The sequence below is a fragment of the Vibrio sp. 1727 genome (assembly GCF_033344415.1).
Classification (GTDB): domain Bacteria; phylum Pseudomonadota; class Gammaproteobacteria; order Enterobacterales; family Vibrionaceae; genus Vibrio; species Vibrio alginolyticus.
Genome location: NZ_JAWPOT010000001.1, coordinates 174,793 through 198,766 on the forward strand (window position 1 = coordinate 174,793; position 23,974 = coordinate 198,766).

General features: G+C 43.0%; 28 protein-coding genes. 18 read left to right on the forward strand and 10 right to left on the reverse strand.

Translation table 11 applies throughout. The annotated features are described in order from the left end of the window. Window positions 1-122: 122 nt before the first annotated feature. The 8 genes from R8O10_RS00795 to R8O10_RS00830 all read left to right on the forward strand — a co-directional run bounded on the left by R8O10_RS00795 (window position 123) and on the right by R8O10_RS00830 (window position 6,464). Window positions 123-1,796, forward strand: a complete 1,674-nt coding sequence (locus R8O10_RS00795; protein WP_318146073.1) for a methyl-accepting chemotaxis protein — start codon at window positions 123-125, stop codon at window positions 1,794-1,796. A gap of 114 nt (window positions 1,797-1,910) precedes the next feature. Then, the gene (gene radC, locus R8O10_RS00800) at window positions 1,911-2,585 is read left to right on the forward strand and encodes a RadC family protein (protein WP_017820707.1); all 675 of its coding nucleotides are present in this window, start codon (window positions 1,911-1,913) and stop codon (window positions 2,583-2,585) included. Window positions 2,586-2,887: 302 nt separating this feature from the next. Continuing rightward, complete coding sequence (gene rpmB, locus R8O10_RS00805; protein WP_005384783.1) at window positions 2,888-3,124, forward strand: 50S ribosomal protein L28; 237 nt, start codon at window positions 2,888-2,890, stop codon at window positions 3,122-3,124. Window positions 3,125-3,137: 13 nt separating this feature from the next. Next, window positions 3,138-3,308 (forward strand): 50S ribosomal protein L33, encoded by a 171-nt coding sequence (gene rpmG, locus R8O10_RS00810; RefSeq protein WP_004410866.1) that lies wholly within the window; start codon window positions 3,138-3,140, stop codon window positions 3,306-3,308. 276 nt (window positions 3,309-3,584) lie between these two features. Next, window positions 3,585-4,061, forward strand: a complete 477-nt coding sequence (locus R8O10_RS00815) for a hypothetical protein (protein WP_318191065.1) — start codon at window positions 3,585-3,587, stop codon at window positions 4,059-4,061. Window positions 4,062-4,163: 102 nt separating this feature from the next. Further along, window positions 4,164-4,973, forward strand: coding sequence for a bifunctional DNA-formamidopyrimidine glycosylase/DNA-(apurinic or apyrimidinic site) lyase (gene mutM, locus R8O10_RS00820; protein ID WP_053349744.1), 810 nt, complete (start codon window positions 4,164-4,166; stop codon window positions 4,971-4,973). A gap of 86 nt (window positions 4,974-5,059) precedes the next feature. Further along, a complete protein-coding gene (gene coaD / locus R8O10_RS00825; RefSeq protein WP_017820709.1) occupies window positions 5,060-5,542 on the forward strand; it encodes a pantetheine-phosphate adenylyltransferase in 483 nt (160 codons plus the stop codon). Beyond that, window positions 5,529-6,464: a glycosyl transferase family 90 gene (locus tag R8O10_RS00830; RefSeq protein WP_053303391.1), complete on the forward strand. Its 936-nt coding sequence runs from the start codon at window positions 5,529-5,531 to the stop codon at window positions 6,462-6,464. The genes coaD and R8O10_RS00830 overlap by 14 nt, the downstream gene beginning before the upstream one ends. 31 nt (window positions 6,465-6,495) lie before the next feature. Here the strand turns inward: R8O10_RS00830 and R8O10_RS00835 are convergent, their stop codons facing one another. Genes R8O10_RS00835 through R8O10_RS00845 form a run of 3 tightly spaced genes read right to left on the reverse strand, consistent with a single transcriptional unit; the run spans window position 6,496 to window position 9,139 of the window. Beyond that, window positions 6,496-7,284, reverse strand: a complete 789-nt coding sequence (locus R8O10_RS00835) for a glycosyltransferase family 2 protein (RefSeq protein ID WP_171344436.1) — start codon at window positions 7,282-7,284, stop codon at window positions 6,496-6,498. Next, window positions 7,281-8,048 (reverse strand): glycosyltransferase family 2 protein, encoded by a 768-nt coding sequence (locus tag R8O10_RS00840; RefSeq protein ID WP_318146071.1) that lies wholly within the window; start codon window positions 8,046-8,048, stop codon window positions 7,281-7,283. Before R8O10_RS00840 ends, R8O10_RS00835 begins: the two co-directional genes overlap by 4 nt. A gap of 35 nt (window positions 8,049-8,083) precedes the next feature. Further along, window positions 8,084-9,139, reverse strand: a complete 1,056-nt coding sequence (locus R8O10_RS00845; RefSeq protein ID WP_318146070.1) for a glycosyltransferase family 9 protein — start codon at window positions 9,137-9,139, stop codon at window positions 8,084-8,086. A gap of 107 nt (window positions 9,140-9,246) precedes the next feature. Here R8O10_RS00845 and R8O10_RS00850 point away from each other — a divergent pair, with 107 nt between their 5' ends. The 8 genes from R8O10_RS00850 to R8O10_RS00885 all read left to right on the forward strand — a co-directional run bounded on the left by R8O10_RS00850 (window position 9,247) and on the right by R8O10_RS00885 (window position 15,350). Next, on the forward strand, window positions 9,247-9,654 hold the full coding sequence (locus R8O10_RS00850) for a diacylglycerol kinase (RefSeq protein WP_005395798.1): 408 nt from the start codon (window positions 9,247-9,249) through the stop codon (window positions 9,652-9,654). 11 nt (window positions 9,655-9,665) lie between these two features. Beyond that, window positions 9,666-10,376, forward strand: a complete 711-nt coding sequence (locus R8O10_RS00855) for a 3-deoxy-D-manno-octulosonic acid kinase (RefSeq protein WP_171345965.1) — start codon at window positions 9,666-9,668, stop codon at window positions 10,374-10,376. Window positions 10,377-10,520: 144 nt separating this feature from the next. Continuing rightward, a complete protein-coding gene (gene rfbB / locus R8O10_RS00860; protein ID WP_213968511.1) occupies window positions 10,521-11,585 on the forward strand; it encodes a dTDP-glucose 4,6-dehydratase in 1,065 nt (354 codons plus the stop codon). Continuing rightward, window positions 11,585-12,451, forward strand: a complete 867-nt coding sequence (gene rfbA, locus R8O10_RS00865; protein ID WP_262597141.1) for a glucose-1-phosphate thymidylyltransferase RfbA — start codon at window positions 11,585-11,587, stop codon at window positions 12,449-12,451. Before rfbB ends, rfbA begins: the two co-directional genes overlap by 1 nt. Continuing rightward, window positions 12,452-12,871, forward strand: coding sequence for an FdtA/QdtA family cupin domain-containing protein (locus R8O10_RS00870; protein ID WP_318146069.1), 420 nt, complete (start codon window positions 12,452-12,454; stop codon window positions 12,869-12,871). After that, entirely contained in the window at window positions 12,849-13,319 is a 471-nt protein-coding gene (locus tag R8O10_RS00875) for an acyltransferase (protein ID WP_318146068.1), read from the forward strand. Before R8O10_RS00870 ends, R8O10_RS00875 begins: the two co-directional genes overlap by 23 nt. Then, entirely contained in the window at window positions 13,312-14,421 is a 1,110-nt protein-coding gene (locus tag R8O10_RS00880) for a DegT/DnrJ/EryC1/StrS family aminotransferase (protein WP_318146067.1), read from the forward strand. Before R8O10_RS00875 ends, R8O10_RS00880 begins: the two co-directional genes overlap by 8 nt. Continuing rightward, window positions 14,418-15,350, forward strand: a complete 933-nt coding sequence (locus tag R8O10_RS00885; RefSeq protein ID WP_213904778.1) for a glycosyltransferase family 2 protein — start codon at window positions 14,418-14,420, stop codon at window positions 15,348-15,350. Before R8O10_RS00880 ends, R8O10_RS00885 begins: the two co-directional genes overlap by 4 nt. Window positions 15,351-15,408: 58 nt before the next feature. Here the strand turns inward: R8O10_RS00885 and R8O10_RS00890 are convergent, their stop codons facing one another. After that, complete coding sequence (locus R8O10_RS00890) at window positions 15,409-16,071, reverse strand: CDP-glycerol glycerophosphotransferase family protein (RefSeq protein ID WP_318146066.1); 663 nt, start codon at window positions 16,069-16,071, stop codon at window positions 15,409-15,411. A 17-nt stretch (window positions 16,072-16,088) separates the two neighbouring features. Then, complete coding sequence (locus R8O10_RS00895) at window positions 16,089-16,658, reverse strand: hypothetical protein (RefSeq protein WP_318146065.1); 570 nt, start codon at window positions 16,656-16,658, stop codon at window positions 16,089-16,091. 171 nt (window positions 16,659-16,829) lie between these two features. Here R8O10_RS00895 and R8O10_RS00900 point away from each other — a divergent pair, with 171 nt between their 5' ends. Together R8O10_RS00900 and R8O10_RS00905 are read left to right on the forward strand one after the other, a co-directional pair. Further along, complete coding sequence (locus tag R8O10_RS00900; protein WP_318146064.1) at window positions 16,830-18,347, forward strand: asparagine synthetase B family protein; 1,518 nt, start codon at window positions 16,830-16,832, stop codon at window positions 18,345-18,347. Continuing rightward, window positions 18,344-18,766, forward strand: coding sequence for an adenylyltransferase/cytidyltransferase family protein (locus tag R8O10_RS00905; protein WP_318146063.1), 423 nt, complete (start codon window positions 18,344-18,346; stop codon window positions 18,764-18,766). The genes R8O10_RS00900 and R8O10_RS00905 overlap by 4 nt, the downstream gene beginning before the upstream one ends. Window positions 18,767-18,823: 57 nt before the next feature. Here R8O10_RS00905 and waaA read toward each other — a convergent pair whose 3' ends face one another. From waaA to rfaD, 5 genes are all read right to left on the reverse strand, one after another. Then, on the reverse strand, window positions 18,824-20,083 hold the full coding sequence (gene waaA / locus R8O10_RS00910) for a lipid IV(A) 3-deoxy-D-manno-octulosonic acid transferase (protein ID WP_318146062.1): 1,260 nt from the start codon (window positions 20,081-20,083) through the stop codon (window positions 18,824-18,826). Beyond that, a complete protein-coding gene (gene waaF, locus R8O10_RS00915; protein ID WP_025768326.1) occupies window positions 20,077-21,132 on the reverse strand; it encodes a lipopolysaccharide heptosyltransferase II in 1,056 nt (351 codons plus the stop codon). The genes waaA and waaF overlap by 7 nt, the downstream gene beginning before the upstream one ends. Next, window positions 21,129-21,851: a glycosyltransferase family 25 protein gene (locus tag R8O10_RS00920; protein WP_053307407.1), complete on the reverse strand. Its 723-nt coding sequence runs from the start codon at window positions 21,849-21,851 to the stop codon at window positions 21,129-21,131. The genes waaF and R8O10_RS00920 overlap by 4 nt, the downstream gene beginning before the upstream one ends. Next, the gene (gene lpxM, locus R8O10_RS00925; protein WP_318146061.1) at window positions 21,848-22,834 is read right to left on the reverse strand and encodes a lauroyl-Kdo(2)-lipid IV(A) myristoyltransferase; all 987 of its coding nucleotides are present in this window, start codon (window positions 22,832-22,834) and stop codon (window positions 21,848-21,850) included. The genes R8O10_RS00920 and lpxM overlap by 4 nt, the downstream gene beginning before the upstream one ends. Before the next feature lie 127 nt (window positions 22,835-22,961). Then, window positions 22,962-23,903 (reverse strand): ADP-glyceromanno-heptose 6-epimerase, encoded by a 942-nt coding sequence (gene rfaD / locus R8O10_RS00930; protein ID WP_318146060.1) that lies wholly within the window; start codon window positions 23,901-23,903, stop codon window positions 22,962-22,964. Window positions 23,904-23,974 lie beyond the last annotated feature (71 nt).

Sequence of the window (23,974 nt, forward strand, 5' to 3'; positions counted from 1 at the left end):
AAGATAATTCACATCAAACTCCAGAGTATTAATCTGACCGAGGAAGGGAAAATTCTCGCCTACCTCACAGACAAGTTGCGCGGAGTTTGCAAGTCTGAAAAGAAAAAGAGGTAGTGGAAACCATGGTGTTGAAAAGTCGAAACAAATTGCTGCTGATAACCCTAATTCCGCTGTTGTTGATCACTACGTTGATCTCAGTGGTGTATTACATCAACAGCAGTAAAAGTTTGGAAGCGGAGCTAGCAAGAGACAGGCAAGAGCTCATCGAAACGAAAAAGAAAGAGTTACAAGCCTACATGATGATGGGCGTGACGGCGATAAAACCGTTATACGACGCGGATGTAAATGGAAGTAATAAAGAGGCAGCAAAAGAAATTCTGAAAGCCATGCGCTTTGAAAGCGATGGTTACTTTTTTGCCTACGACTCTCAAGGTGTGAATACGTTGCACGCCATCAAACCTGCATTAGAGGGTAAAAACCTTTACGACTTAAAAGATGAAAATGGGGTCGCAGTTATTGCGGGCTTGATTGACGCTTCTCAAAAAGGGGATGGGTTCCTCTATTTCTCGTGGCACAAACCGACCATTGACGCACAAGCGCCTAAGTTGGGCTATGCAGAATATCTATCGAAATGGGACTGGGTTTTAGGTACTGGCGTTTATATTGATGACATCGACCAGCAAGTTGCGATGCACAGAGAGTTAAAGACTCAAGAGCTAAAAGAGCATACATTATCTGCCGTGTTAATTTCCGCTATTGGATTGATCATTACCAGTGTTCTCACCAGTATCGTGGTGTCTAAAGGCATTCAGCCATTACAACATGTCGCGGCTTCATTAAAAGATGTTGCCGCAGGCGGCGGTGACTTAACGGCTCGTTTAAAAGTCGAAAGTCAGGATGAAGTTGGTGAAGTGGCGGCCGCGTTTAATGAGTTTATGGATAAGCTGCACCCACTGATGCAGGACATTCATCGCTCTGCGACGACAGTACAGACCGTTTCTCAAAGCCTGAACACTCAGACCAGCCAAGCGAGCGGTCAAATGCAGGATCACTGTTTAGAGACGGACAAAGTTGTGACGGCAGTGACGCAAATGAGCATGACTGCCAAAGAAGTAGCCAGCAATACCAATGCGACCGCGCAGGCAATTGACGATGCCAACAGTCAAGTCACCGCCGCTCAGCATGAGGTAGAGCAAGCAATAGAAGGCATTACCGAACTCGTGACGGAGATAGACAGCACGTCAGATGCAATTTCTGATTTGAGTTTACAGACCGAAAAAATAACCAAAGTGCTGGATGTGATTGGCGAGATAGCCGAGCAAACGAATTTGTTGGCCCTAAATGCGGCGATTGAAGCGGCTAGAGCCGGTGAGCAAGGTCGAGGGTTTGCCGTCGTTGCGGATGAAGTGCGCTCGTTAGCCAGTCGTACGCAAAATAGTACTCATGAAATTGGCGACATGCTCAAGCAGCTACAAAATGGTGTATCAAGAGCGGTCAGTACGATGTTGGTGAGCCAAAAACGAGGTGTCAAAACGGCGGAAGAATCTGCGCTCATTCAGCAATCTCTTTCTGGTGTTCATCATTCTATCGGAACAATTCGAGATATGGGTATTCAAACCGCGTCTGCCGCAGAAGAACAAAGTGCGGTTGCAGAAGACATCAACCAAAACTTAGTAGCTATTCAACAGATCGTGAACAACATTAATGAGACGTTGCAGCATGCCGAGTCAATCAGCACGCAGCTATCACAGTTTGGAACGGAAATTCACGGCTTGGTTGGCAACTTTAAACTCTGATGAACTGTTAAGTTGCATGGAAAGCACTGATGGTACGAAGAAAGCGAAAGTCATACTCGACTTTCGCTTTTTGTTTTGTGGAATAGGGACACTTTCCATATAAAGAGACATCAGATGATACTGAAAGCTTTGCCAAATGAGTCCATGCCCAGAGAGAAGCTACTGCAACGAGGGCCGCAAGCTTTGACCGATGCCGAACTGCTGGCCATCTTCTTGCGCACAGGCACCCGCGGAATGAACGTGATTGAGCTTGCAGACTTCCTTATTCAAGACTTTGGTTCGCTCAGACAACTATTTTCAGCATCAGAAGAAGAGTTTTGTCGTCACAAAGGATTAGGGCAAGCCAAGTATGTTCAGTTGCAAGCGGTACTAGAAATGACACAACGTTACTTGGCGGAGACGCTAAAGCGTGGTGATGCCTTAACCAGCCCCGACCAAACTAAGTTATATCTGTCTTCTATTTTAAGGGATCGGCAAAGAGAGGCTTTTTATATTCTTTTTCTCGATAACCAGCACCGAGTGATAAAAGATGAAATTTTATTTGAAGGAACGTTGGATGCAGCGTCGGTGTATCCGAGAGAAGTTGTTAAGCGTGCTCTGCATCATAACGCGGCGGCTTTGATTTTGGCGCACAATCATCCTTCAGGCGTTGCTGAGCCGAGCCAAGCTGACAGAAGGATTACAAGGCGTCTCATTGACGCATTAGCATTGGTGGATATTCGTATTTTGGACCATTTCGTCATCGGAGATGGGGAAAGTGTCTCTTTTGCTGAAAGAGGCTGGATATAACTGTGCGTTTTTTAGGTTGTTAGTTGCTAAAAATCTGCTATCATCCACGCCACTAAATTTTTAACTGAATTCAGCTTGGACTGCTAAAAAAATCTGCTGTCTAAAAAAAGATCACGAAAACCTGTAAAAAGGATCTGTTCGGGTCTTGAGCAATGCATATCAAGTTAGTATAATGCGCGACCTTTGATAGCCTTGTATGGATTTTCCATAGCGGTTCTTAACCTCTAACTTCTTTTCGAGAGATAGAGAGGTTCGGCCACCAAGGTTGATATCGAGCTGAAACGATTTTGGAGAAGACATTCATGTCACGAGTATGCCAAGTAACTGGTAAGCGTCCAGTAACGGGTAACAACCGTTCACACGCACGAAATGCTACTAAGCGTCGTTTTCTGCCGAACCTACAAACTCATCGTTTCTGGGTAGAGAGCGAAAAACGTTTTGTTAAACTACGTCTATCTGCTAAAGGTATGCGCATCATCGACAAGAAAGGTATTGATACTGTTCTTGCAGACATGCGTGCACGTGGCGAAAACGTTTAAGAGGAAATAAGCAATGGCAAAGAAAGGCGTTCGTGAGAAAATCCGTCTAGTATCTTCTGCAGGTACAGGCCACTTCTACACAACTGATAAGAACAAGCGTAACATGCCAGGCAAATTTGAGATCAAAAAGTTTGATCCAGTAGTTCGCCAGCACGTTATGTACAAAGAAGCAAAAATCAAATAATTGGTTTCAGTCTCTTTGATGAATTGAAAAACCCAACTTTCGAGTTGGGTTTTTTATTACCTGAATAAAAGTGCTGAAGATAAAGTGTTCAGTACGTCATCGGATTGTAAAGTACTGCTGAAGCTATTTTACTGGTCCGACTCTATACTCGAATTTTTGATTGATCGCTCTCTGCCGCTTAGTTACAACTTCCCTACACACTTGCACACCGTTGTTCTAGTCAAGCTCAATACTCTTTGGTAATTTACTCATAACGATAAGAGAGTAGAGATGGTTATGCGTGTGAGTCCGGCTCGTCGCCGCCGATGGAACAATATTCTTATTCTGGGCATTATCGCATTTATAGTGATCTTAAATGCGCCGATGTGGATCAAAACTTACCTATTAACAGATCAAGCAGACCCTTACCCAAATGTACTTCGCTCCGACTATACGGTGGAGTCTTTGTACTATAGTGGCTGGGAGTTCGAGCTGCATGATGGACGGTGGCAATCCAACGTCAAAGTTGATGCACCGATCAGTGAACTTGTATCACGCTGGCAATCATTGGAAGGGACCGAGCTCACCTCAGAACAGTACGATCATTTAGAACCTAACCTGGCGGTACCTGAAACGGTAGAAGTTTGGTATCAGGATCTCGAAGAGCCGCAGCGGGTGACTTTCTTTCGTTTACCTGATTTTTGGCTATTTAAAACCTGGCAAGACAAATGGGTCGCTATCTCCGTCGATGAAAACTACCTTATGCCAGAGTAGAGCCTTTTTTCGCCTATACCCCTAATAAGCTTCCCTATTTATCGTTTTTCTTTTCGATTATGCTAGCAGCGAGAACTATTAGCCGGTGAATTGGAGAATCTAATGCCTGAGTTGCCAGAAGTTGAAGTCAGCCGTATGGGGATTAGCCCCCACATGGTTGGACAAACGATCCAGTCGTTTACTTTTCGAACGCCTAAATTGCGCTGGGATATTCCTACAGAGCTTAAAAAATTGGAAGGGCAGGTGATCCGTGCGATTAGCCGTCGTGCGAAATACTTACTGATCGAGACAAACACAGGTACAGCCATTGTTCACTTGGGCATGTCTGGGTCTTTACGTGTCCTAGATGCTGACTTTCCGCCAGCAAAGCACGATCATGTGGATCTCAAACTAAGCAGTGGAAAAATACTGCGTTATAACGATCCGCGTCGTTTTGGGGCATGGCTGTGGTGTGCTCCTGGCGAGTCACATGCTGTGCTAGCAAACATGGGGCCTGAGCCTTTAACTGAAGAGTTCAATGCGGAATATGTAGCGGAGAAAGCTAAAAATAAGCGTGTCGCCGTCAAGCAGTTCATCATGGACAACAAAGTCGTGGTTGGTGTTGGGAACATCTACGCGAATGAGTCGTTGTTTAAGTCTCGAATTCACCCTTCAAGGCCCGCAGGTAAGTTGACTTCTCAAGAGTGGGGGTTACTTGTTGAAAATATCAAAATGACACTTGAGATTGCCATTACGCAAGGTGGGACTACGCTGAAAGACTTTGCGCAAGCCGATGGAAAGCCGGGTTACTTTGCACAAGAGTTACTAGTTTACGGAAAAGCCGGAGAGCCATGCCCAGAGTGCGGCGAACGACTTCAAGAGCTAAAGATTGGCCAGCGTAATACCTTCTTTTGTAGTGAGTGTCAGAAGTAAGTCGAGCTATTATCGAGCTTAAGTTGTTGTAATCTTGCGCTCGAGCCTCAATAATTCAATCAGTTTCGAATAACTTAGTAAATTATATGAAAGTCATTTATCCGGGCACTTTTGATCCAGTGACTAATGGTCACCTCAATCTAATAGAACGTACTCACGAAATGTTTGATGAGGTTGTGATTGGCGTAGCCGCAAGCCCATCGAAGAACACTATGTTTTCATTGGAAGAGCGCGTTGCACTGATGCAGGACGTTGTAGCGCATTTACCTGGTGTGACGGTAAAGGGGTTCTCCGGGTTATTAGTGGATTTCGCGAGAAATGAGAAAGCTAAGGTTCTTATTCGTGGTTTACGAACAACGGTAGACTTTGAATACGAGTTTGGACTGACCAACATGTACCGAAAGCTATTACCAGGAATCGAGAGCGTATTTTTAACTCCTGAAGAAGAGTTTGCGTTTTTATCGTCGACTATCGTGAGAGAAGTAGCGATTCATGGCGGAAGTATCGAACAATTCGTTCCCAAGCCAGTAGCCATCGCGATTGGGGAAAAACTCAATGAAAGACAGTAAGTTCCCTTATTATTTCTCAAACGCTCTCTCGATACTTATCCCTCGCTTTGTATATCGAGCACAAGCCAAGCGTTTACTTTCGAATCTGACCGAAGCAGAGCAGCAACGCTGTATTGAGCGGGTGAACTATTACAATAAGTGTGAAACGCCGTTTTCAGTTGATAGCCGAGAACAAAGTTACTCGACCATCGATACATTCAAAAAAACGAAAGGCTGGACGTATTTTTTCGATCTTCGCCAAGTTGTACGCTATTTCCCTTCCAGTTTTGCGTTTAACTACATCAACGGCGATGTTACACACATCCCCAATGTACCGAGCTTTATAAAAAGCCGCCCTATTTTTGGTAACAACCAAAATTCAGTGGTGTTGAAACTTAATCAAGTTCGTCATTTTAAATTTATTGATGATCCTGTTCGCTATCAAGATAAAAAGGACATGGTAGCGTGGCGCGGCGTGGGTTTTCAGCCGCATCGTAAAAAGGTGATTCATGCGTTTTACAACCATCCGCAATGCAATATTGGCCAGACCCGCCCGGTAGAAGGGAAACCATGGGAAAAGGGCTTTATGAGTATTGAAGAGCAACTGCAGTATAAGTTTTTGCTCTGTATAGAAGGCAATGATGTGGCCACCAACCTTAAGTGGGCTATGTCGTCTAACTCCTTGGTTATTATGTCAAAGCCAAAATATGAGACTTGGTTTATGGAAGGTAAGTTAGAGGCAGGCGTCCACTATGTTGAAGTGAAGGATGACTATTCGGATTTACCCGAAAAGATGGATTATTACCTAGCGAATGAGCAAGAAGCATTAGCGATCATTGAAAATGCGCACCAGTGGGTTGAGCAGTTCAAAGATAAACGTAAAGAGCGTTTGATCTCATTGATGGTTGCCGATAAGTACTTCGCTTTATCTCAGCAACAATAAAAAAGGGGCGAAACGCCCCTTTTTTATAATCTTAAGCTTCTAGAAATTGATCAACACCATTCTCACAGCGTTTAAGCTTGTTTTTAATGGTGTTCTCTAAAATCTCATCATTTTGTCCGAGTGACGCACGAGAGTTTTCTACGTGGTACAAGTGGTAGCCTACACCTGCGAATTTTAGGTAAAGACGTGACTTACCCGCATTCAACATGCGATGAACAAACTCGCTGTCTTCGCGTCCCCATCCAACAAAATCTTGGTTGAAGCCATTCACCTCGATGACATCTTGTCGCCAAAATGCCATGTTGCAACCGCGAGTGGCTTTATCGTTATTCCGCTCGTAAGAGAACCATTTCGATAGCAAGGCGTTGGTGATGCAGTTTTTACGATTGCGAATGCCTTTGCTGAAAATGGAAGGCACTAAGCCGTTTTCCATGATGGCCTTGCTGCAGCTTTCATCCGTTAACACACGTCCACCCTGCACAAACCAATTTGGTTTTGCGACTTGCTTATGTGATTCAATAAACGTTTGGGACAGCACCATGTCGCCATCAATCATGATGAGGTAGTCACCTGATGCTTTGGCGATCGCACGGTTGCGGCTCATTGAAAGCTGAAAGCCATTATCCTCGTGCCAACTATGAATCAGTGGAACCGGAAAACCTTCACGCATTTGGTCAACCATTGCTTTGGTATCGTCTCGAGAGCCATCATCTGCAACAATTACTTCGTCAGGCAAAACGGTTTGACGTTTCACGCTTTCTAACACCGCTTTTAATGCTTCTTTCCAGTTGTAAGTGGTGATAATTAAAGTCGTTTTCATGATTTTTTTGCCTGTTCACGTAAGTAGAGATCGATATATTTTACAAAAGTAGAGTGCATGCTTAGCCAAGCTAGAATGAAGCCATGCTTGCCATCAAGGAAGCCTCGTTTGAGAACATACATCTTCAAAAAGCTAGCAAGAGCGTGAACGATAGCGGTCGTTAAACCCGCTTTCTTTTTACCTTCACGTTCATCCGTCCAGGCCTTGAGGTAGCCAGTGGTTTTATTGATGTAATGATGAAGGTGCTCGTAAGTGTAGTGATGCAGTCGACCATCCAGTTTTTCAGTTTGATAGTTTTTCTCATCAACTTTTTCATGAACGAGCGAATCATTATATTGTGTATATTCGGTGCGATATAAGCGCACAATCCAGTCTGGAGACCAACCAGAATGGTAGATGAACTTACCAAACGCTGAGCTTAGTCGATTAAGTTTGTATAAAACGTTCGGCTTATTGGCTGATACCGCGTGTAAGATACTTTCTTTTAGCTCTGGAGTGACTTGTTCGTCCGCATCAAGCCACAAAACGTAGTCTGCCGTAACGTATTGCTGCGCCAGTTGGCGCTGTTTACCGAATCCTGGCCAATCTAGGTTGGTGTAAAACTTATCTGTGTATTGTCGGGCGATTTCTTCAGTGCGATCAGTGCTGCCCGAGTCTAGAAGGACAATCTCATCGACCCAATCTTTTACTGTGTTTAGACAAGCTTGTAAGTGCTTCTCTTCATTTTTTACAATTAAGGCAACGGCTAAGGTTGGTTTGGACAAGGTCATTTCCTTCTTAACAAATCAAGACAGTAAGTTTACTGGTATTGAGGATACAAATCTTCTAAGACTTGATCGAACATGCTCATTACTTGAGTGCTGGTAATGCGGCTCATTGCCGTTTCATCTTTAGCGCGAGTTCGCCAGCTTAACTCGTGACTGTTTTTACCTGTTTCCGCAAAGATCGTTTCTTCATACACTGAGACAACGTATTTTAGATAACGGTAAGGTCCCACTCGCAGCGGATTATGGTGTGCATAGAGCCCGATGATTGGCGTTTTCATGGCATTCGCCATGTGTGCTGGTCCGGTATCGGGGGCGATGACCATTTCAACCTTATCTATTAACGCAAGCATTTGCAGAATTGAACTTTGTCCAACTAAATTTAGACACGGTTCTTCCAAGCGAGATTGAATGGCTTCTGCCAGATCCAATTCTACCTGAGCAGAGCTGCCTGCCAGAATCACGTTCCAGCCTTTTGCTCTGGCGTGATGAATCACATCCACATAACCTTCCGCGTTCCAGTTTTTATAAGCTTTGCTCGCACCAGGCACAATCAGCAGGTTAGGTTTACTACGAGAAATATGAGACTCTGCCCAAGCTTGGTCGTGGTCTGAATAAGAAAGTACCCAGTCTAGTCCTGCCTTTGGTACCCCAATTTGATGGGCAAAGGCCATTAAGCCATCTGCGACATGCAGAGATTGCGGGGAAGGCACTTTGACATTGGTAAATAGTGTTTGAAAGTCCTGGCTTCTATCAGAAGAGAAACCAAGTTTGTATTTTGCTTTAATGCCCAACGTTGCGACACTCGCTCGAATCGCGTACTGCATATGCAATAGCGCATCAAACTCTCTGCCTTTCAGCTGTCGCCAAAGTGATTTGTAGCCATCAAGTCCCGCTTTTTTATCAAAAACAATCACTTCTACACCATCGATGGCGGCTAATAACTGGGCTTCAAGTTTACCCGTTATCCAAGTAATCTGGGTCGAAGGCCAGTGTTTCTGAATAGCTTGAATGCTGGCGATAGTATTGCAAACGTCTCCGATAGCGGACAAACGCAAGACGCATAGTGACGATGGGGCAGAAGTGAACATAATTATTGTCTGATTCGATGAATAGAGGCAAGTAAATTATGCAGACATCCCCAATAAATGTAAAATACACGGCTCGAATATAGCTAAGTACTGATAAGTGTTCTGCAATGTCAAAGACAACACCACATCAATCGCAAGAATCTGGCAAGCCGGGTAATACCGGACTAAAGCGCATCGTTAAAGCGACGGGTTATTCGATCCAAGGATTAAAAGCGGCTTTTAAGCATGAAGCTGCCATTCGACAAGAGTTGGCTCTGTTGAGTATCGCCGTGATTTTGGCTTGGCTAGTGGATGTCGGCATGGTTGAGCGTATCTTAATGATCGGGGTCGTGGTATTAGTCTTGATTGTAGAGCTTGTAAACTCAGCGATTGAGGCGGTAGTGGATCGTATCGGTATTGAACGGCATGAACTCAGTGGTCGAGCTAAAGATATAGGCTCTGCTGCCGTTATGGTTGCTTTGGCGTTTGCTGCATTTACTTGGTTGTATATATTAGCCAGCCGGTATTTAGGCTAGAGGGTGAGCGTATGACTCAACAGTATAAAAACAACAACCAAGTGATCTGGTTTGATGACGAGATCATTACAGACCCTAGCCAACCGATATTTGATGCGGAATACTGGCAGTCCTCCGACAAGGTGGTTGGCAGTGCGACGGGGCGAGGCACGACATGGTTTATCCAACTAGAGAGCATGCAAGCGGCACTACGTCATTACCGTCGTGGCGGTTTGTTTGGGAAGTTAGTTAACGATCATTATTGGTTCTCTGGCTGGGATAACACCCGTTGTGCGCAAGAGTTTCAGCTTTTGTTGGCGCTAATTGAGGCTGGGGTGCACGTTCCTCGTCCTATTGCAGCAAGAGCCGTAAAGTCAGGACTCTTCTATCAAGCTGATTTATTAAGTGAGCGAATCCCAAACGCCAGAGATCTGGTTAGTATCTTGCAAGAACAGTCTTTATCGGTAGAAATGTATCAGAAAATAGGGCAAGAAATTGCCAAGATGCATCAGGTTGGCGTTAACCATACCGATTTGAATATCCACAATATCTTGATCGACGACAAAGATAAGGTATGGATTATCGATTTTGATAAGTGTCGTTTTGAAACTTCTGGTGACTGGAAGCATCAAAATCTAAATAGACTTCTGCGTTCATTTAATAAAGAGCGTTTAAAGCGACAGATTATTTGGCAAGAATCCGATTTTGAACATTTTCAGGACGGTTATGCTTCTCAATCTTAATTGAGTTTTTTATCATTTTATATTGATTGCTCTAAGTAAGCCTTCTTGAGTCTAACGATGCTCGAGTGAGTCTATAAACTACAATAATCATAAAGTATTCATGTGTATCTGATGGCACAAAAATTAACGTAGGTAACATTTGTAATGAAAATATTAGTAACCGGTGGAGCAGGCTTCATTGGGTCAGCTGTTGTCCGACATATCATTCGTGACACCCAAGATACCGTTATCAATTTAGATAAACTGACCTACGCAGGGAATCTAGAATCACTGGTTGATGTCTCAGAGAGTGAACGTTACTATTTTGAGCAAGTAGATATCTGTGACCGAGCTGAACTAGATCGCGTGTTTTCAGAGCATCAACCCGATAGGGTGATGCATTTGGCCGCCGAGTCTCATGTCGATCGCTCTATTGATGGTCCTGCTGCTTTTATTGAGACCAACGTGATGGGCACTTACCATCTGCTCGAAGCGGCCCGTCAATATTGGTCGGGCTTAGATGAAGCGCGCCAATCGGCATTCCGTTTTCATCATATTTCTACGGATGAAGTGTATGGCGATCTAGAGGGAACGGATGATTTGTTCACCGAAACCACCTCATACGCGCCGAGCAGCCCATATTCTGCATCTAAAGCTTCGAGCGATCACCTGGTTCGCGCTTGGCAACGTACTTATGGCTTACCAACACTTATCACTAATTGCTCCAACAACTATGGCCCGTACCACTTCCCAGAGAAGTTGATCCCTCTGATGATTTTAAATGCCCTCGATGGCAAGCCGTTGCCTGTGTATGGTGATGGTATGCAGATCCGAGATTGGCTGTTTGTGGAAGACCATGCTCGCGCGCTTTACAAAGTAGTCAACGAAGGTGAAGTCGGTGAAACCTACAACATTGGTGGCCATAACGAAAAAGCAAACATCGAAGTAGTGAAAACCATTTGTGCTTTGCTTGAAGAGCTGCGACCAGACAAGCCGGCAGGTGTTGAGTCTTATGAATCTTTGATCACTTATGTCAAAGATCGCCCCGGTCATGATGTGCGTTACGCAATTGATGCGACCAAGATTGCTCAAGAGCTTAACTGGACGCCAGAAGAAACCTTTGAAAGCGGTATTCGTAAAACTGTGGAATGGTACCTAAACAACCAGCAATGGTGGCAACGCGTGCTTGATGGTTCATACAGTTTAGAGCGATTAGGAGCGGGCGAATAATGAAAGGCATTATTTTAGCAGGTGGCTCGGGCACTCGCCTTTACCCTATTACACGCGGTGTCTCTAAGCAGTTACTGCCGGTTTATGACAAACCAATGATTTACTACCCGTTGTCGGTACTCATGCTTGCTGGCATTCGTGAAATCTTGATCATCACCACGCCAGAAGACCAGGAAGGATTTCAGCGCCTATTGGGTGATGGCTCAGAGTTTGGCATTGAGTTGCAATACGCGATTCAACCAAGCCCAGATGGCTTAGCTCAAGCCTTCATCATTGGTGAAGAATTCATTGGCGATGACTCAGTATGTTTGGTGCTGGGTGACAACATCTTTTATGGGCAAGGGTTTACTCCGAAGTTGCAGCAAGCCGCTGCTTTAACGGAAGGTGCGACGGTCTTTGGTTATAAAGTGAAAGATCCTGAGCGCTTTGGTGTGGTGGAATTTGATGAAGAGATGCGAGCGCTATCGATTGAAGAGAAGCCATTCAAGCCAAAATCCAATTACGCCGTGACCGGACTGTATTTCTACGATAACCGCGTCGTGGACATTGCCAAAACTATTCAACCGTCTCATCGTGGCGAGTTAGAAATTACAAGTATTAACCAAGCTTACTTAGAGCAAGGGAGGTTGACGGTTGACGTACTAGGGCGCGGCTTTGCGTGGTTAGACACGGGAACACACGGCAGCTTGCTTGAAGCTGCGCATTTTGTTGAAACGATCGAGAAACGACAAGGTTACAAAGTGGCTTGCTTAGAAGAGATTGCGTATCGTCGAGGGTGGTTAACGCGAGAGCACATTCAAGCTGCAGGAAAAGCCTTATCTAAAAACGATTATGGCCGCTATCTTCTAGAGTTATTGGAAGAATAAATGTCGAATATACCGCTAATATCTTTTCAGAAAATGGGTGATGAGCGAGGCTCATTAATCTCGTTAGAGCAACATAAAAACATTCCGTTTGATATCAAACGTATTTACTACATCTTTGATACACAAAGCGGTTTAGCGAGGGGCTTTCATGCACATTACGACTTAGAGCAAGTCGCTATTTGTCTGAAAGGTAGCGTGACTTTCGTCATTGATGATGGCACCACGAAAGAGAAAGTGACGCTTTCATCTCCCGATGTAGGACTGCATATCAAAGGGCTAAAATGGCGTGAAATGCACGACTTTTCTGAAGATTGTGTACTGATGGTTGTCGCTAGTGAATTGTATGATGAAGCCGATTATATCCGTGACTATGACACATTTCTTAAAGAGGTAGCCCATGCGAATTCATGCACTCAGTGATGTTGCTTCATCGACGATTGGCGAGGGGACATCTATTTGGCAATTTGCCGTGGTCCTTGCTGGGGCTAAAATCGGTCGTGACTGTAATATCTGTGCGCATACCTTCATCGAGAATGATGTGGTCCTAGGAGATAGAGTCACCGTAAAGTGCGGCGTTTACCTCTGGGATGGCATTGAAATTGAAGATGATGTGTTCATTGGCCCGGCAGCTGCTTTTACGAACGACAAGTTCCCGCGTTCAAAAATGTGGCCAGAAGCTTTCCCGAAAACAAAAATCCTGTCAGGCGCCTCCATCGGCGCCAATGCCACGATTTTGCCTGGCATAACCATCGGAAAAAATGCGATGGTTGGTGCAGGCAGTGTGGTCACCCGTTCAGTGCCAGACTATGCGGTTGTGGTTGGAAGCCCAGCCAAGATAGTACGTTATGTAGAGAAAAATAATGGTTAATTTTTTAGAGCTAAAGCGCTTAAATTCCGAGTACGAATACGAATTGAAACAAGCCTGTGCACGCGTGATTGAATCTGGCTGGTATATTCTTGGCAAGGAAACTGAAAAGTTTGAACAAGCATTTGCTGACTACTGTGGTGTTAAACACTGTATAGGTGTTGCGAACGGTCTAGATGCTTTAACACTGACGTTTAAGGCTTGGCGAGAGCTAGGCAAAATCAACAAAGGTGATGAAGTTATCGTGCCGGGTAATACCTATATCGCATCGGTATTGGCGGTCACCGAAGCGGACTTGGTACCGGTGTTTGTGGAGCCAGATGAACAGACTCACAATATCAGTCCTGAAGCGATTGAAGCGGCGATTACAGAAAAGACTAAAGTGATTTTGCCGGTGCATTTGTATGGTCAGTTAGCCGATATGCCAGCGATTATGGCGTTGGCGACAAAACACAATCTTCTCGTGCTGGAAGACAGCGCTCAGTCTCATGGTGCGACACTTGCTGGTAAGAACTCTGGAGCATGGGGGGATGCCTCAGGTTTTAGCTTCTATCCGGGTAAAAACCTAGGTGCGTTAGGTGATGGTGGTGCTATTACGACTAGCGATGATGAGCTGGCAGAAACTTTGCGTGCCCTTCGTAACTACGGCTCTCATGTTAAATACCAGAATCTTTATCAAGGATTGAACAGTCGTTTGGATGAAATTCAGTCGGCGATGTTGTCAGTGAAACTGAACTACCTTCCAGCGCAGACGAAAGCGCGTCAGGAGTTGGCGGAATTTTACTTACGTGAAATCAGCAACCCGAATATTATCTTACCGGAAGTAGCTGAGCCTGAGGCACATGTATGGCATTTGTTTGTGGTGCGAACTTCACACCGAGATGCATTGGTTAAGCATTTATCAGAGCATGGTATTCAGACACAAGTACATTACCCGATAGCGCCGCATAAACAGCAGGCTTATGAAGAGTTCAGTCATCTGTCATTGCCGCTGACGGAGCAGTTGCAAAATGAAGTGCTGTCATTGCCGATGTCGCCCTACTTGAGTGAAGACGAGAGTCAAAAAGTAGTCGATGCAATCAACTCTTTTAAGGTTGAGCAATGACACAAGAGCATGTGCAAGTATTAGAAGATGTGGTTTATGTCTTCTTTTGCTACAAACAATCAAGTTATCTCGATAAAACGCTTCCGGCGGCATTACATCAAACAGCATGGCCGAGCCAGTTGTTAGTATTGGACGATTGCTCTCCAGATGATAGCCATGAAAAGATTCTATCGCTTTTAGAGTTTGCGCCTAAAGGATTAAATATTGAATATCGCCACAATACGCAAAATGTTGGTTTAGTTAGCCAAATCAACTCCTTGCGGGGGCAATACCAAAATAAGCTTATTATTGTACAAGCTGGCGATGATATAGCGATGCCGAACCGAGTTGAGGAAACTTATGAAGCCTGGTTGAAAAATGGTAAACCAAGCTTAATTATTGGTAGTTACGACAAAATTTCCGAGCAAGGCGATATCATTGAGCCATTTGAATCGATCAAGCAGAATAAAAAGCCTTATACACTCGAAAATATTATTAATAGAAAATGTGCAGTAGATGGCTGCTGCGCCGCTTTTACGTCTGATGTACTGAACGAGTTTGCTCCTTACAACAAAGATATCATCAATGAAGATCGCATCAATGTCCTTCGAGCCTTTTTGTTAAATGGTATTCATCATGAAAACAAAAAATGGATCCAATATCGATTAGGTGGCATATCAACGTTCGCAAAAGAAACACGTGAAGAAAGGTATAACAACACAGTAATTAATGCTCAGCGTGAACTGCAAGATCTTAAAATGAACTTGCGAGATGCAGAGAGTAAAAACGCCACTAAAGTTGCGAGTGCGATTAAAAAGCGTATGTGTACCGCTGAGTTTATGGCATCTATCCCCTCAAGTAAGTTAGCATTTTATAGTTATGTATTACGTTATTTTTTTAATAGTGGTGATTTTGAAAATGCCTTAAAAGTAATAAGAAGGCTGAAATGATTTAGATAGCTAGAGAATCTTTATAAAATATAGGGCTAACATGGTAGCCCTATATTGGTTAGCTATTTTTTAACTCTTCTTTTAAGTGATTCATTATACGCATTGTTGGCGTTAATTCTCTAAAGTGTATTGCTAATTCATTATCAAAGAATGTTCGATCTACTGGTGCTTTGTGATGGATTAAATCTATAAGAAAGTTCTCAATGTCCGAATACGATTTTCCTTTAGTGCAACTATCGTATGCTTTATTACCAAATGGATTTTGGTAATTTCGTACATCATCACTTAATGCTAGATACATTACAGGTTTGTTTAAATACAAATATTCCGCAAGAAAGGAGCCACTATCATGAATCATAGCATCTGAAGTTTTAAATAGATCATAGTAATCTTCTTCTTCTAGTTGACTAAAGCTAGATTGCTCCCAAAACCTATAATATGTGTCCGTTTTTTCTTTTCCCCAATCTTTGTGTTTGTATAGCTTTTCTTTTAGCATCGGATGAGGTTTAAACGCCCACTGAATGTTTTTTTTGTACTTTTCTGAAAGTGATTGTATTTGTTGAGAAAAGCTTAAGAAGGTGCTGTAAGGAAGCTCTGGTGTATCTATTGTATGATGAGGAGCAAAAATAACTCGTAGCTTATTAGAGTCCTGTTTCTTCCATGGTGAATTCGCAACAAGCTCATTATTGATTAGTGGCTCTGTTGCAGGATAGCCGGTCACTAAGATGTTTCTACCTTTTAAGTCGGAATTTTTTTAAAAATATCCACCTCATCAAAATGTGGGGCGAATATTTTCCACATCATATTATGAAATTGTTGGTTATATTGTTCTTTATAATTGTTGTATTTTGATATTTGATGAGAATATGGGATATAAATAGATAAATACTTACTATAAGCTTTAGAGTAATAATCTTTCTTTGTTATTTTATGTGGGTTTGTGAAAAAAATGATATCAATATCAAGAGTGTCAATGTCAATCCACGTAGATTTATTTTTATTATAAGAGCTGACAGTTGGGTAGCCTTTATTTTGGAAGAAATTAACATTTTTTTGTACATCTTGTATACAAGATACATCATCCTTTCCTGTGTAAGGACAGACAAAAATAAAGGGTTCGAAAAAGTCATCTTCCATCATTGCTCTGAAGACTGCGTCACATTTCCATACACTATGATGAAGAACAAAGAAGGCTACTCTTATTTTATTTTTCTTTTTTAGTTTTTTTAAACGTCGCTCATCGGCGAGTATGTTTAGTTGATACTTTACAGTTTGTCTCAATGTCTTGATCGACTTCTTTAATGGCATGGCCATAAACCTTTTACATACGACTTCAGTTTTGACTCCCCTATAACCAAACATTGTTCTAGTGTAAACTGCTAGGTTGATTATTGGGCTTAAACTAAGATGACAGCTCTTAGGCGATATGATGACATCTTGGTACAGTCAAAGCTACCTCAATTTGAAGTAAGGCAGAGTATGTGCGGTATTTTTATTTCTAATGATCCACGAGTGATCCAAGAGCACAGCAAAATCATTGAAGAATGCTTGCGATTTAGAGGGCCAGATTGTTCTTCTGGGTTAGTCGAGTATGGAGGGTGGAAAGCCTATCACTCTCGGCTTTCTATTATCGAACTAGGCTCGGGTAGTAATCAACCTGTTATTGATGCTCGAGGAGGTATACTAGTATTTAATGGTGAGATCCTTAACTACAAGGAGCTCGGTCAAAAGTACTTTGAAAAAGAGTACACGAGCGATACTACACTCTTAAGCGACCTTATTATCTCTGGGCATCTTATTGAGAACGAGTTGGACGGATTTTTCGCATTCGTTTACGTAAGTGCAGACGGAAAGCTGCAGCATGCGTGTCGGGATAAGTTTGGTGTTAAGCCTCTATTTTATCATCAATCTCCACACGGTATTTCATTTTCTTCTGAGCCTAATGTATTGAAGGCGCTTTTTGACTTACCTGTGAACCCTCTAGCTATTGAAGAGTATCATGCAGCTCGTGCGCCCATTTTTAGTGGCTCATATTTCAAAGAAGTATCAACTGTTGAGCCTGGTTCATGCTTTGTCAATGGGTGCTATTTTGAAAGCTTAAACTTCTTTCAACAATATGAAGATGTATCGCAAGAGCAATTAGAAAAAGCAGTTAGAGATGGCATCAATAGTCGATTAGTTTCAGATGCTAAGGTTGGCCTTCTAATGAGTAGAGGCATTGACAGTAATTTGATTCATCAACTAACTGATATTGAGAAACTATACACTATTGGTTTTAAAGGTGATGATGATATCACTTTTCTTCAAGAGCAAAATATTCCTAACCTAACCGTTCATGAATGTGGAGCAAATGAGTACAAACGCTGTTTTGACGAGTTAATTGCTCTAAGAGGTGAACCAATGTCTGTGCCTAATGAGGTTCTTCTGTATCGTATCTCCCAAATTGCTGCTCAGGATGGAGTTAAGGTGCTTCTTTCGGGCGAAGGTGCGGATGAATTCTTTGGTGGGTATGACCGTATATTTAATTGGGCTGCGGAATGTGAGAGTTTTTCACTCGATACATTTTTAGAGTTTTACTGCTATAAGGTCCCAAGACAAGACACTACGACTTATCGAGAGTTCTCTGAATTATTTGCCAGATTGGAGCATTTAACTCCTTTTGAAAAAGTACGATACTTTTTTATTAAGTATCATATGCCAGTTTTGTTTAGGCGGTTAGATTTTGCTTTAATGGCTGCTGGAATTGAAGGGCGAGATCCTATTGCCAATTATCATGTATTCGAAGCCGCAATCAAATTCAGTGCTGGTAGACTAATGAATGGTTCACTGGGGAAGCTACCTCTACGTGAGTTAATTGCTCCACTTAAAGGAAAAAGCTTTGCGTATGAGAGAAAAGTTGGCTTTCCTGTTGATCTTACAAAGGTTTTTGACAACCCGAACTTATTATCTTCTTATGAATTGTGGTTTGAAGAAAATTTAAAGGTATTGATGAAATGATTATCGGTTATACAAGTGGCGTATATGATCTATTTCATGTTGGCCACGTGAATTTATTACGTAACGCAAAAGCCATGTGCGACAAGTTAGTGGTAGGAGTTACGATTGATGAGTTGGTCGCATATAAAGGTAAGCAACCAGTAATACCATACCATGATCGGATAGAGGTTGTACGTTCTTGCAAGTATGTTGATGTAGCTATACCTCAAAAAGATATGGATAAAGCCTCTGCAGCGAGAAAGAATCATGCGAGTTATCTATTCGTAGGAGATGATTGGTATGAAACTTCTAAATGGCAGGAACACGAGAAAGATTTAGCTGCTGTAGGTTGTAAGGTTATTTATTTCCCTTACACTGAAGGAACCTCTAGCACCCTAATCAATGAGACCCTAACTTCGCTTCGTAGTGAACGAAAGTAGTAGTTATTTCTAATTTTTAAAAGCCAAAAATTCAATTTTGGCTTTTAAAGTTCGGATTCATAGTTTATCGGTAGTTCTTTTTAAAGCACCTTGGTTTCTTTTTGCATAGTGACAGGCCTTTATCTCATAGAGTTCACTTAAGGATGGTTGTGAAAGAAGGGATGTTAGATGCTTAGCCAAGTCGGTTGTATCACTGGCTAGTAATATCCCATCTATATCCAATAAGTCAGATACAATCTCCTTAAAGTTGAAATAGCTAGGGCCAGTGATTATGACTTTTTCTAACATGGCAGGCTCTAGCACATTGTGCCCACCAACCTTATCTCCAATTAGGCTTCCACCCATAAAGCAGATGTCCGCTGCGCCCATCAACGTTAGCATCTCACCCATAGTATCGCCGAGATATACTTGAGTATTCGTCTCTACTGCATGCGTTGAAGTGCGACGCACAGTGTTAAAGCCTTGCTGTTGGCAAAGCGTGAATACATCATCAAATCGTTCTGGATGGCGAGGAACCAAAACGAGTAAAGCATTTGGATGAGATTTTAAAACTTGTCTATGTGCATCTAATACCTGTTCGTCCTCGCCTTTGTGGGTGCTAGCTGCAATCCAAATCGGACGATCGTTTCCAAGTTGGGCTCGAAGCTGCTGTCCTTGCTGTTTCACTTGCTCTGATATTTGAATATCGAACTTAATCGAGCCAGTAACGGATAGTTTCTTTTTCTCAACGCCTAAGCGTTCGAAGCGCTCTGCATCTGAATCCGTTTGGCAGAGTACTTGAGTTAGGCATGGATGAAGCTGGTTAAAAAGCCGCTGTATTTTGGCGTAGTTCTGACACGATTTTTCAGATAGGCGCGCATTCACGACAGTTATAGGGATACCCGCTTTGTGAACATTGTGAAGCGTGTTTGGCCACAACTCAGTCTCAATGATCAACATCTGTTTTGGTTGCACTGCTTTAAGAAAACCTTTGATAGCGAACCCAAAGTCAATTGGCATATAGCGGTGTTCAATTAAATCACCCAACTTAGCAATCTGTTCAGCTCCGGTACTTGTTGTTGTTGTAACTAGAATAGATTGTTCGGGGTTTTGTTCCTTAAGGGCTTTGATTAAAGGTGTTGCTGCTATACTTTCACCAACAGATACGGCATGTATCCAAATAGGTTTGTCGTTGCTTTTTAGCTTGGGGGTTATGCCAAAGTGCTCTTTCCAACGAGAGCCGAACTTAGGCTTATTTGGTTTGCTCTTGTACAAACCAAATAAAAGCAGCGGTGACGCTAGGGCGAGTAGTAAGGTATAAACAATACGAACTAACATGAGCTTATCGTAATGGCGTCAAGTTTTTGGATACTATCTAGCACTTGCTTAGGCGAAAGTTCTGTCAAACACTTAAGGTGTTTGTATTGACATTCACGCTGGAAACAAGGGCGACAATCAATATCGGTATGAACAATCTCCACTTTTTCTGCGAGTGGGGGGGTGTACTTCGGTGAAGTTGAGCCATACACGGCAACAACATTACAACCAACCGCAGCTGCCACATGCATTAAGCCTGAGTCATTCGCGACAACAGTCTTACATGCAGCAAGTAAGTCGACTGCTTCAATTAAGCTGGTTTGGCCTGCCAGAACATGAATGTGCTCATGGAATTGCGTCGGAACAAGTGCGCGAATATTGTTACAAGTCTCTAAGTCTTTTTGAGAACCAAACAACCAGATTTGATGCCCAGATCGAGCCATTTGTGTCGCAACTTCAGCGTAGTGTGTTTCGGGCCATTTTTTTGCGGGACCAAACTCTGCTCCTGGGCACAGTCCGATAATTGGTTGGTCTTGGGCTAAGTTGAACTTTTTGATCGTGGCTTGTTGCTCTGCCGCGTTGATTGCAAGGCGAGGGCGAGGTAAGGTTTCAAGCCCGCCAAGAGAGTTAGAATCCACCATTTCTGCTTTTGGATAAGCTAACGCTACATAACGCTCTACCATATACTGAAAAGACTTCATGTTAGGGCGTAAGTCATTCAATAAACCATAGCGCATTTCTCCCTTCCAGCCAGTACGAAGAGGAATGTTGGCAAACCATGGGATCAGTGCTGATTTCGCTGATTTAGGCAAGATATAGGCGTGGTCATATTGCTTTTCACGTAATGATTTGCCAATTTCCCTGCGGCCTAATAAGTTAAACTCACCATGACCGATAGGCATTTCAATCGCTTGATGGATTTCTGGCATACGCTCAAGAATCGGTTTACACCATCCTGGAGCGATAACGTCAATTTGGCTATCTGGATGGCGTTGCTTTAATACGATATATAACGATTGCGACATTACCATATCGCCGACCCATGCAGGGCCAATGACTAAAATCTTCATGCTTTGTTTTTCCAGTATAGGAATTTCAAAATTGACTCATAAGTTCTAAAAAGTTCAGCGTATATTTTATTCGCAAGAGTCATTTTGGATTTATCTTTTCTTTTACCACCAATCGTCGAAGCAATCTCTGCTCTAGTAAAGAGATCTGGAGACACGCTGTAAACTTGAACACCATGTCTCCATGGTTTTTCCATGTAGTCATCGACTGGTTCAATAAACTCTTGAGCATGCATAACAAACTTTGAGGCTGCTTTAGGTGTGACGATATAAGCGGTGGTACCACAAGTGCCTGCTGAGTATCCCCCTAGCATATGATTATCATCAATAGGTACGATTGGGGTGAATACACGCTTCTGAGTGGCAGACAACTTGATGTAGTCATAATTAGAAGTCAATGGAAGGGTATGTTCGAGTACTTGCTTCAGCCCTTCGACGGGGTCGACGTTGTCTTCTAAGATGACGATCGGTTCATCAAGCTCAACACAGCGAACCCACAACTCGTAATGGCTTGCAAAACAGGCGACTTCACTGGTTTTTAATTGATACCCTTTGCGGCGTAGAGTAATGGTAGGACGACTTTTTTCTGAATGAAGAAAACGGTCAACAGAGCCATCTATTGCATCAAAAAATTCAAACGTAATGCCTTGTTGTTTTAACTTTTCTTCAATACGTTCTCGGCGATCTAGCGATCGAGCCAAGCTTACGACAAATACTTTCACTGCACTTTCCAGTCGCTGTGATATCTTGGTTTAAACAAATTGTAATAGTTATTGCCGTCTTCTTGAGAGTGCAGCAACTGTAGTACCCACATATATTGTTCGGGTTTATCACCGACAAAATATTCAATGGCTTCATTACAGGTACGAGCGTCTTGCTCTTCGCCTTTATCCAGCTCAAACGCTGGTAAAATCTCAATATCAAACGTACCATCTTCAGTGTTCATCGACGCAAATAGAGGCAGTACTTTTGAGCGTGATAGTTTCGCAATTTTGCCTAAACCAGGTAGCGTTGCTTTACGTGTTGCAAAAAAATCCACAAACACACTATGCTCTGGGCCGTGATCTTGATCGGGTAGGTAATACCCTACATAGCCATCTCGAATGGATTTCAGGAAAGGCTTAATGCCACCTGAGCGTTCATAAACACGGCCACCGTATTGGACTCTTTGCTTGTGCATTAGCCAGTCAGCAACATCATTCTTTTGTTTCTTCGCCATTGCAGAAACTGGCATTCCCATTGACGCGAGCAAGATAGCAGGCACATCAATTGCCCAAGAGTGGGGAACCATTAAAATCACATTTTCGTTGTTATCAATGTGCTGTCGTAAAATGTCTAGGCCGCGAATTTGGCAACGGTTCTGAAGCCATTTTGGTGAGCGTAAACTTAGTAACCCGAAGCGAAAAAAGAACATGGCTGCTGTGTAGAGTGTTTTTTCTATCAAAGCTTCACGTTCTTGGAACGACTTTTCCGGAAAACACAGCTCAAAGTTAACCCTCGCTCGGTGAGCTGGCCCCTTGTGGGATTTCGACAGTTTTTTGGCTATGGTTTTCGCCAACCACTTTTGTAAACCCAGTGGCATTAATGATAAAGGTAAAAATAAGATAACACCTAACCACGTGCCCCAGTACTTAGGCGACAGAAAGTGGCGCTTAAACTCAGGGTTATATGCTTTAGGGTCGAAGTCATCACGTTTTATGGTCATGGCGTGTCTAGTTACCTATTCGTGTACGGGCGAAGTGGTTTAAATGAGAAAAAAGATAGTTAGGAATGATACAGGCTATTGCATTTGAGTAAAGGTGGCAGGTTATGGTTCTACCACCTTGTGGTGCTTAACTGTTTTGGATAGTCAAGTATTCGGCAACGCCTTCTGCAACTGTCTTGAATTCAACATCACAGCCTGCGGTGCGCAGTTTGGTCAGATCCGCTTGTGTGAATTCTTGGTAAGCGCCTTTTAGGTGCTCAGGGAATGGGATGGTTTCAATTTGGCCTTTGCCATGATGCTTGATAACTGCTTTTGCTACCTCTTCAAAAGATTCAGCACGGCCAGTACCACAGTTAAAAATGCCTGATACGCCGTTTTCTAAGAACCACAGGTTTACTTTACAGACATCACCAACGTAAACAAAGTCGCGTTTGAATGATTCGCTGCCCGCGAACAATTTAGGATTTTCACCTGCGTTAAGTTGGTTGTTTAGGTGGAACGCAACTGATGCCATGCTACCTTTGTGGTCTTCACGTGGGCCATATACGTTGAAGTAGCGGAAGCCGGTGATTTGAGAAAGGGTATCACCATGTTCTTCAGCGTCTTGCCATAGGCGACGAACGTAGTTATCAAACTGCTGTTTCGAGTAACCGTATACATTCAGTGCGCCTTCGTATTCGCGTTCTTCAACGAAAGTATCTGTATCGCCGTAAGTGGCTGCTGAAGAAGCGTATAGGAATGGAATCTCGCGATCTAAACAGTAATGAAGCAGCTCTTTAGAGTACTCGTAGTTGTTTAGCATCATGTACTTACCATCCCACTCAGTCGTTGCAGAGCAAGCACCTTCGTGGAAAATTGCCTCAATCGGACCAAAATCATCGCCCGCCATAATTTGGGTCAGAAAGTCGTCACGATCCATGTAATCTGTGATGTCCAGATCAACTAAGTTCTTAAATTTTTTTCCATTTTTTAGGTTGTCGACAACCAGGATATCGTTAATACCAGCTTCGTTTAGTGCTTTAACAATGTTGCTGCCGATCATGCCAGCGCCACCAGTTACGATGATCATAGAACTTCCACCATAGATTAAAATTTTCTCTGGAATTCTAGCAAGAAACGAAAAGTAGCGCTATTGGAAGC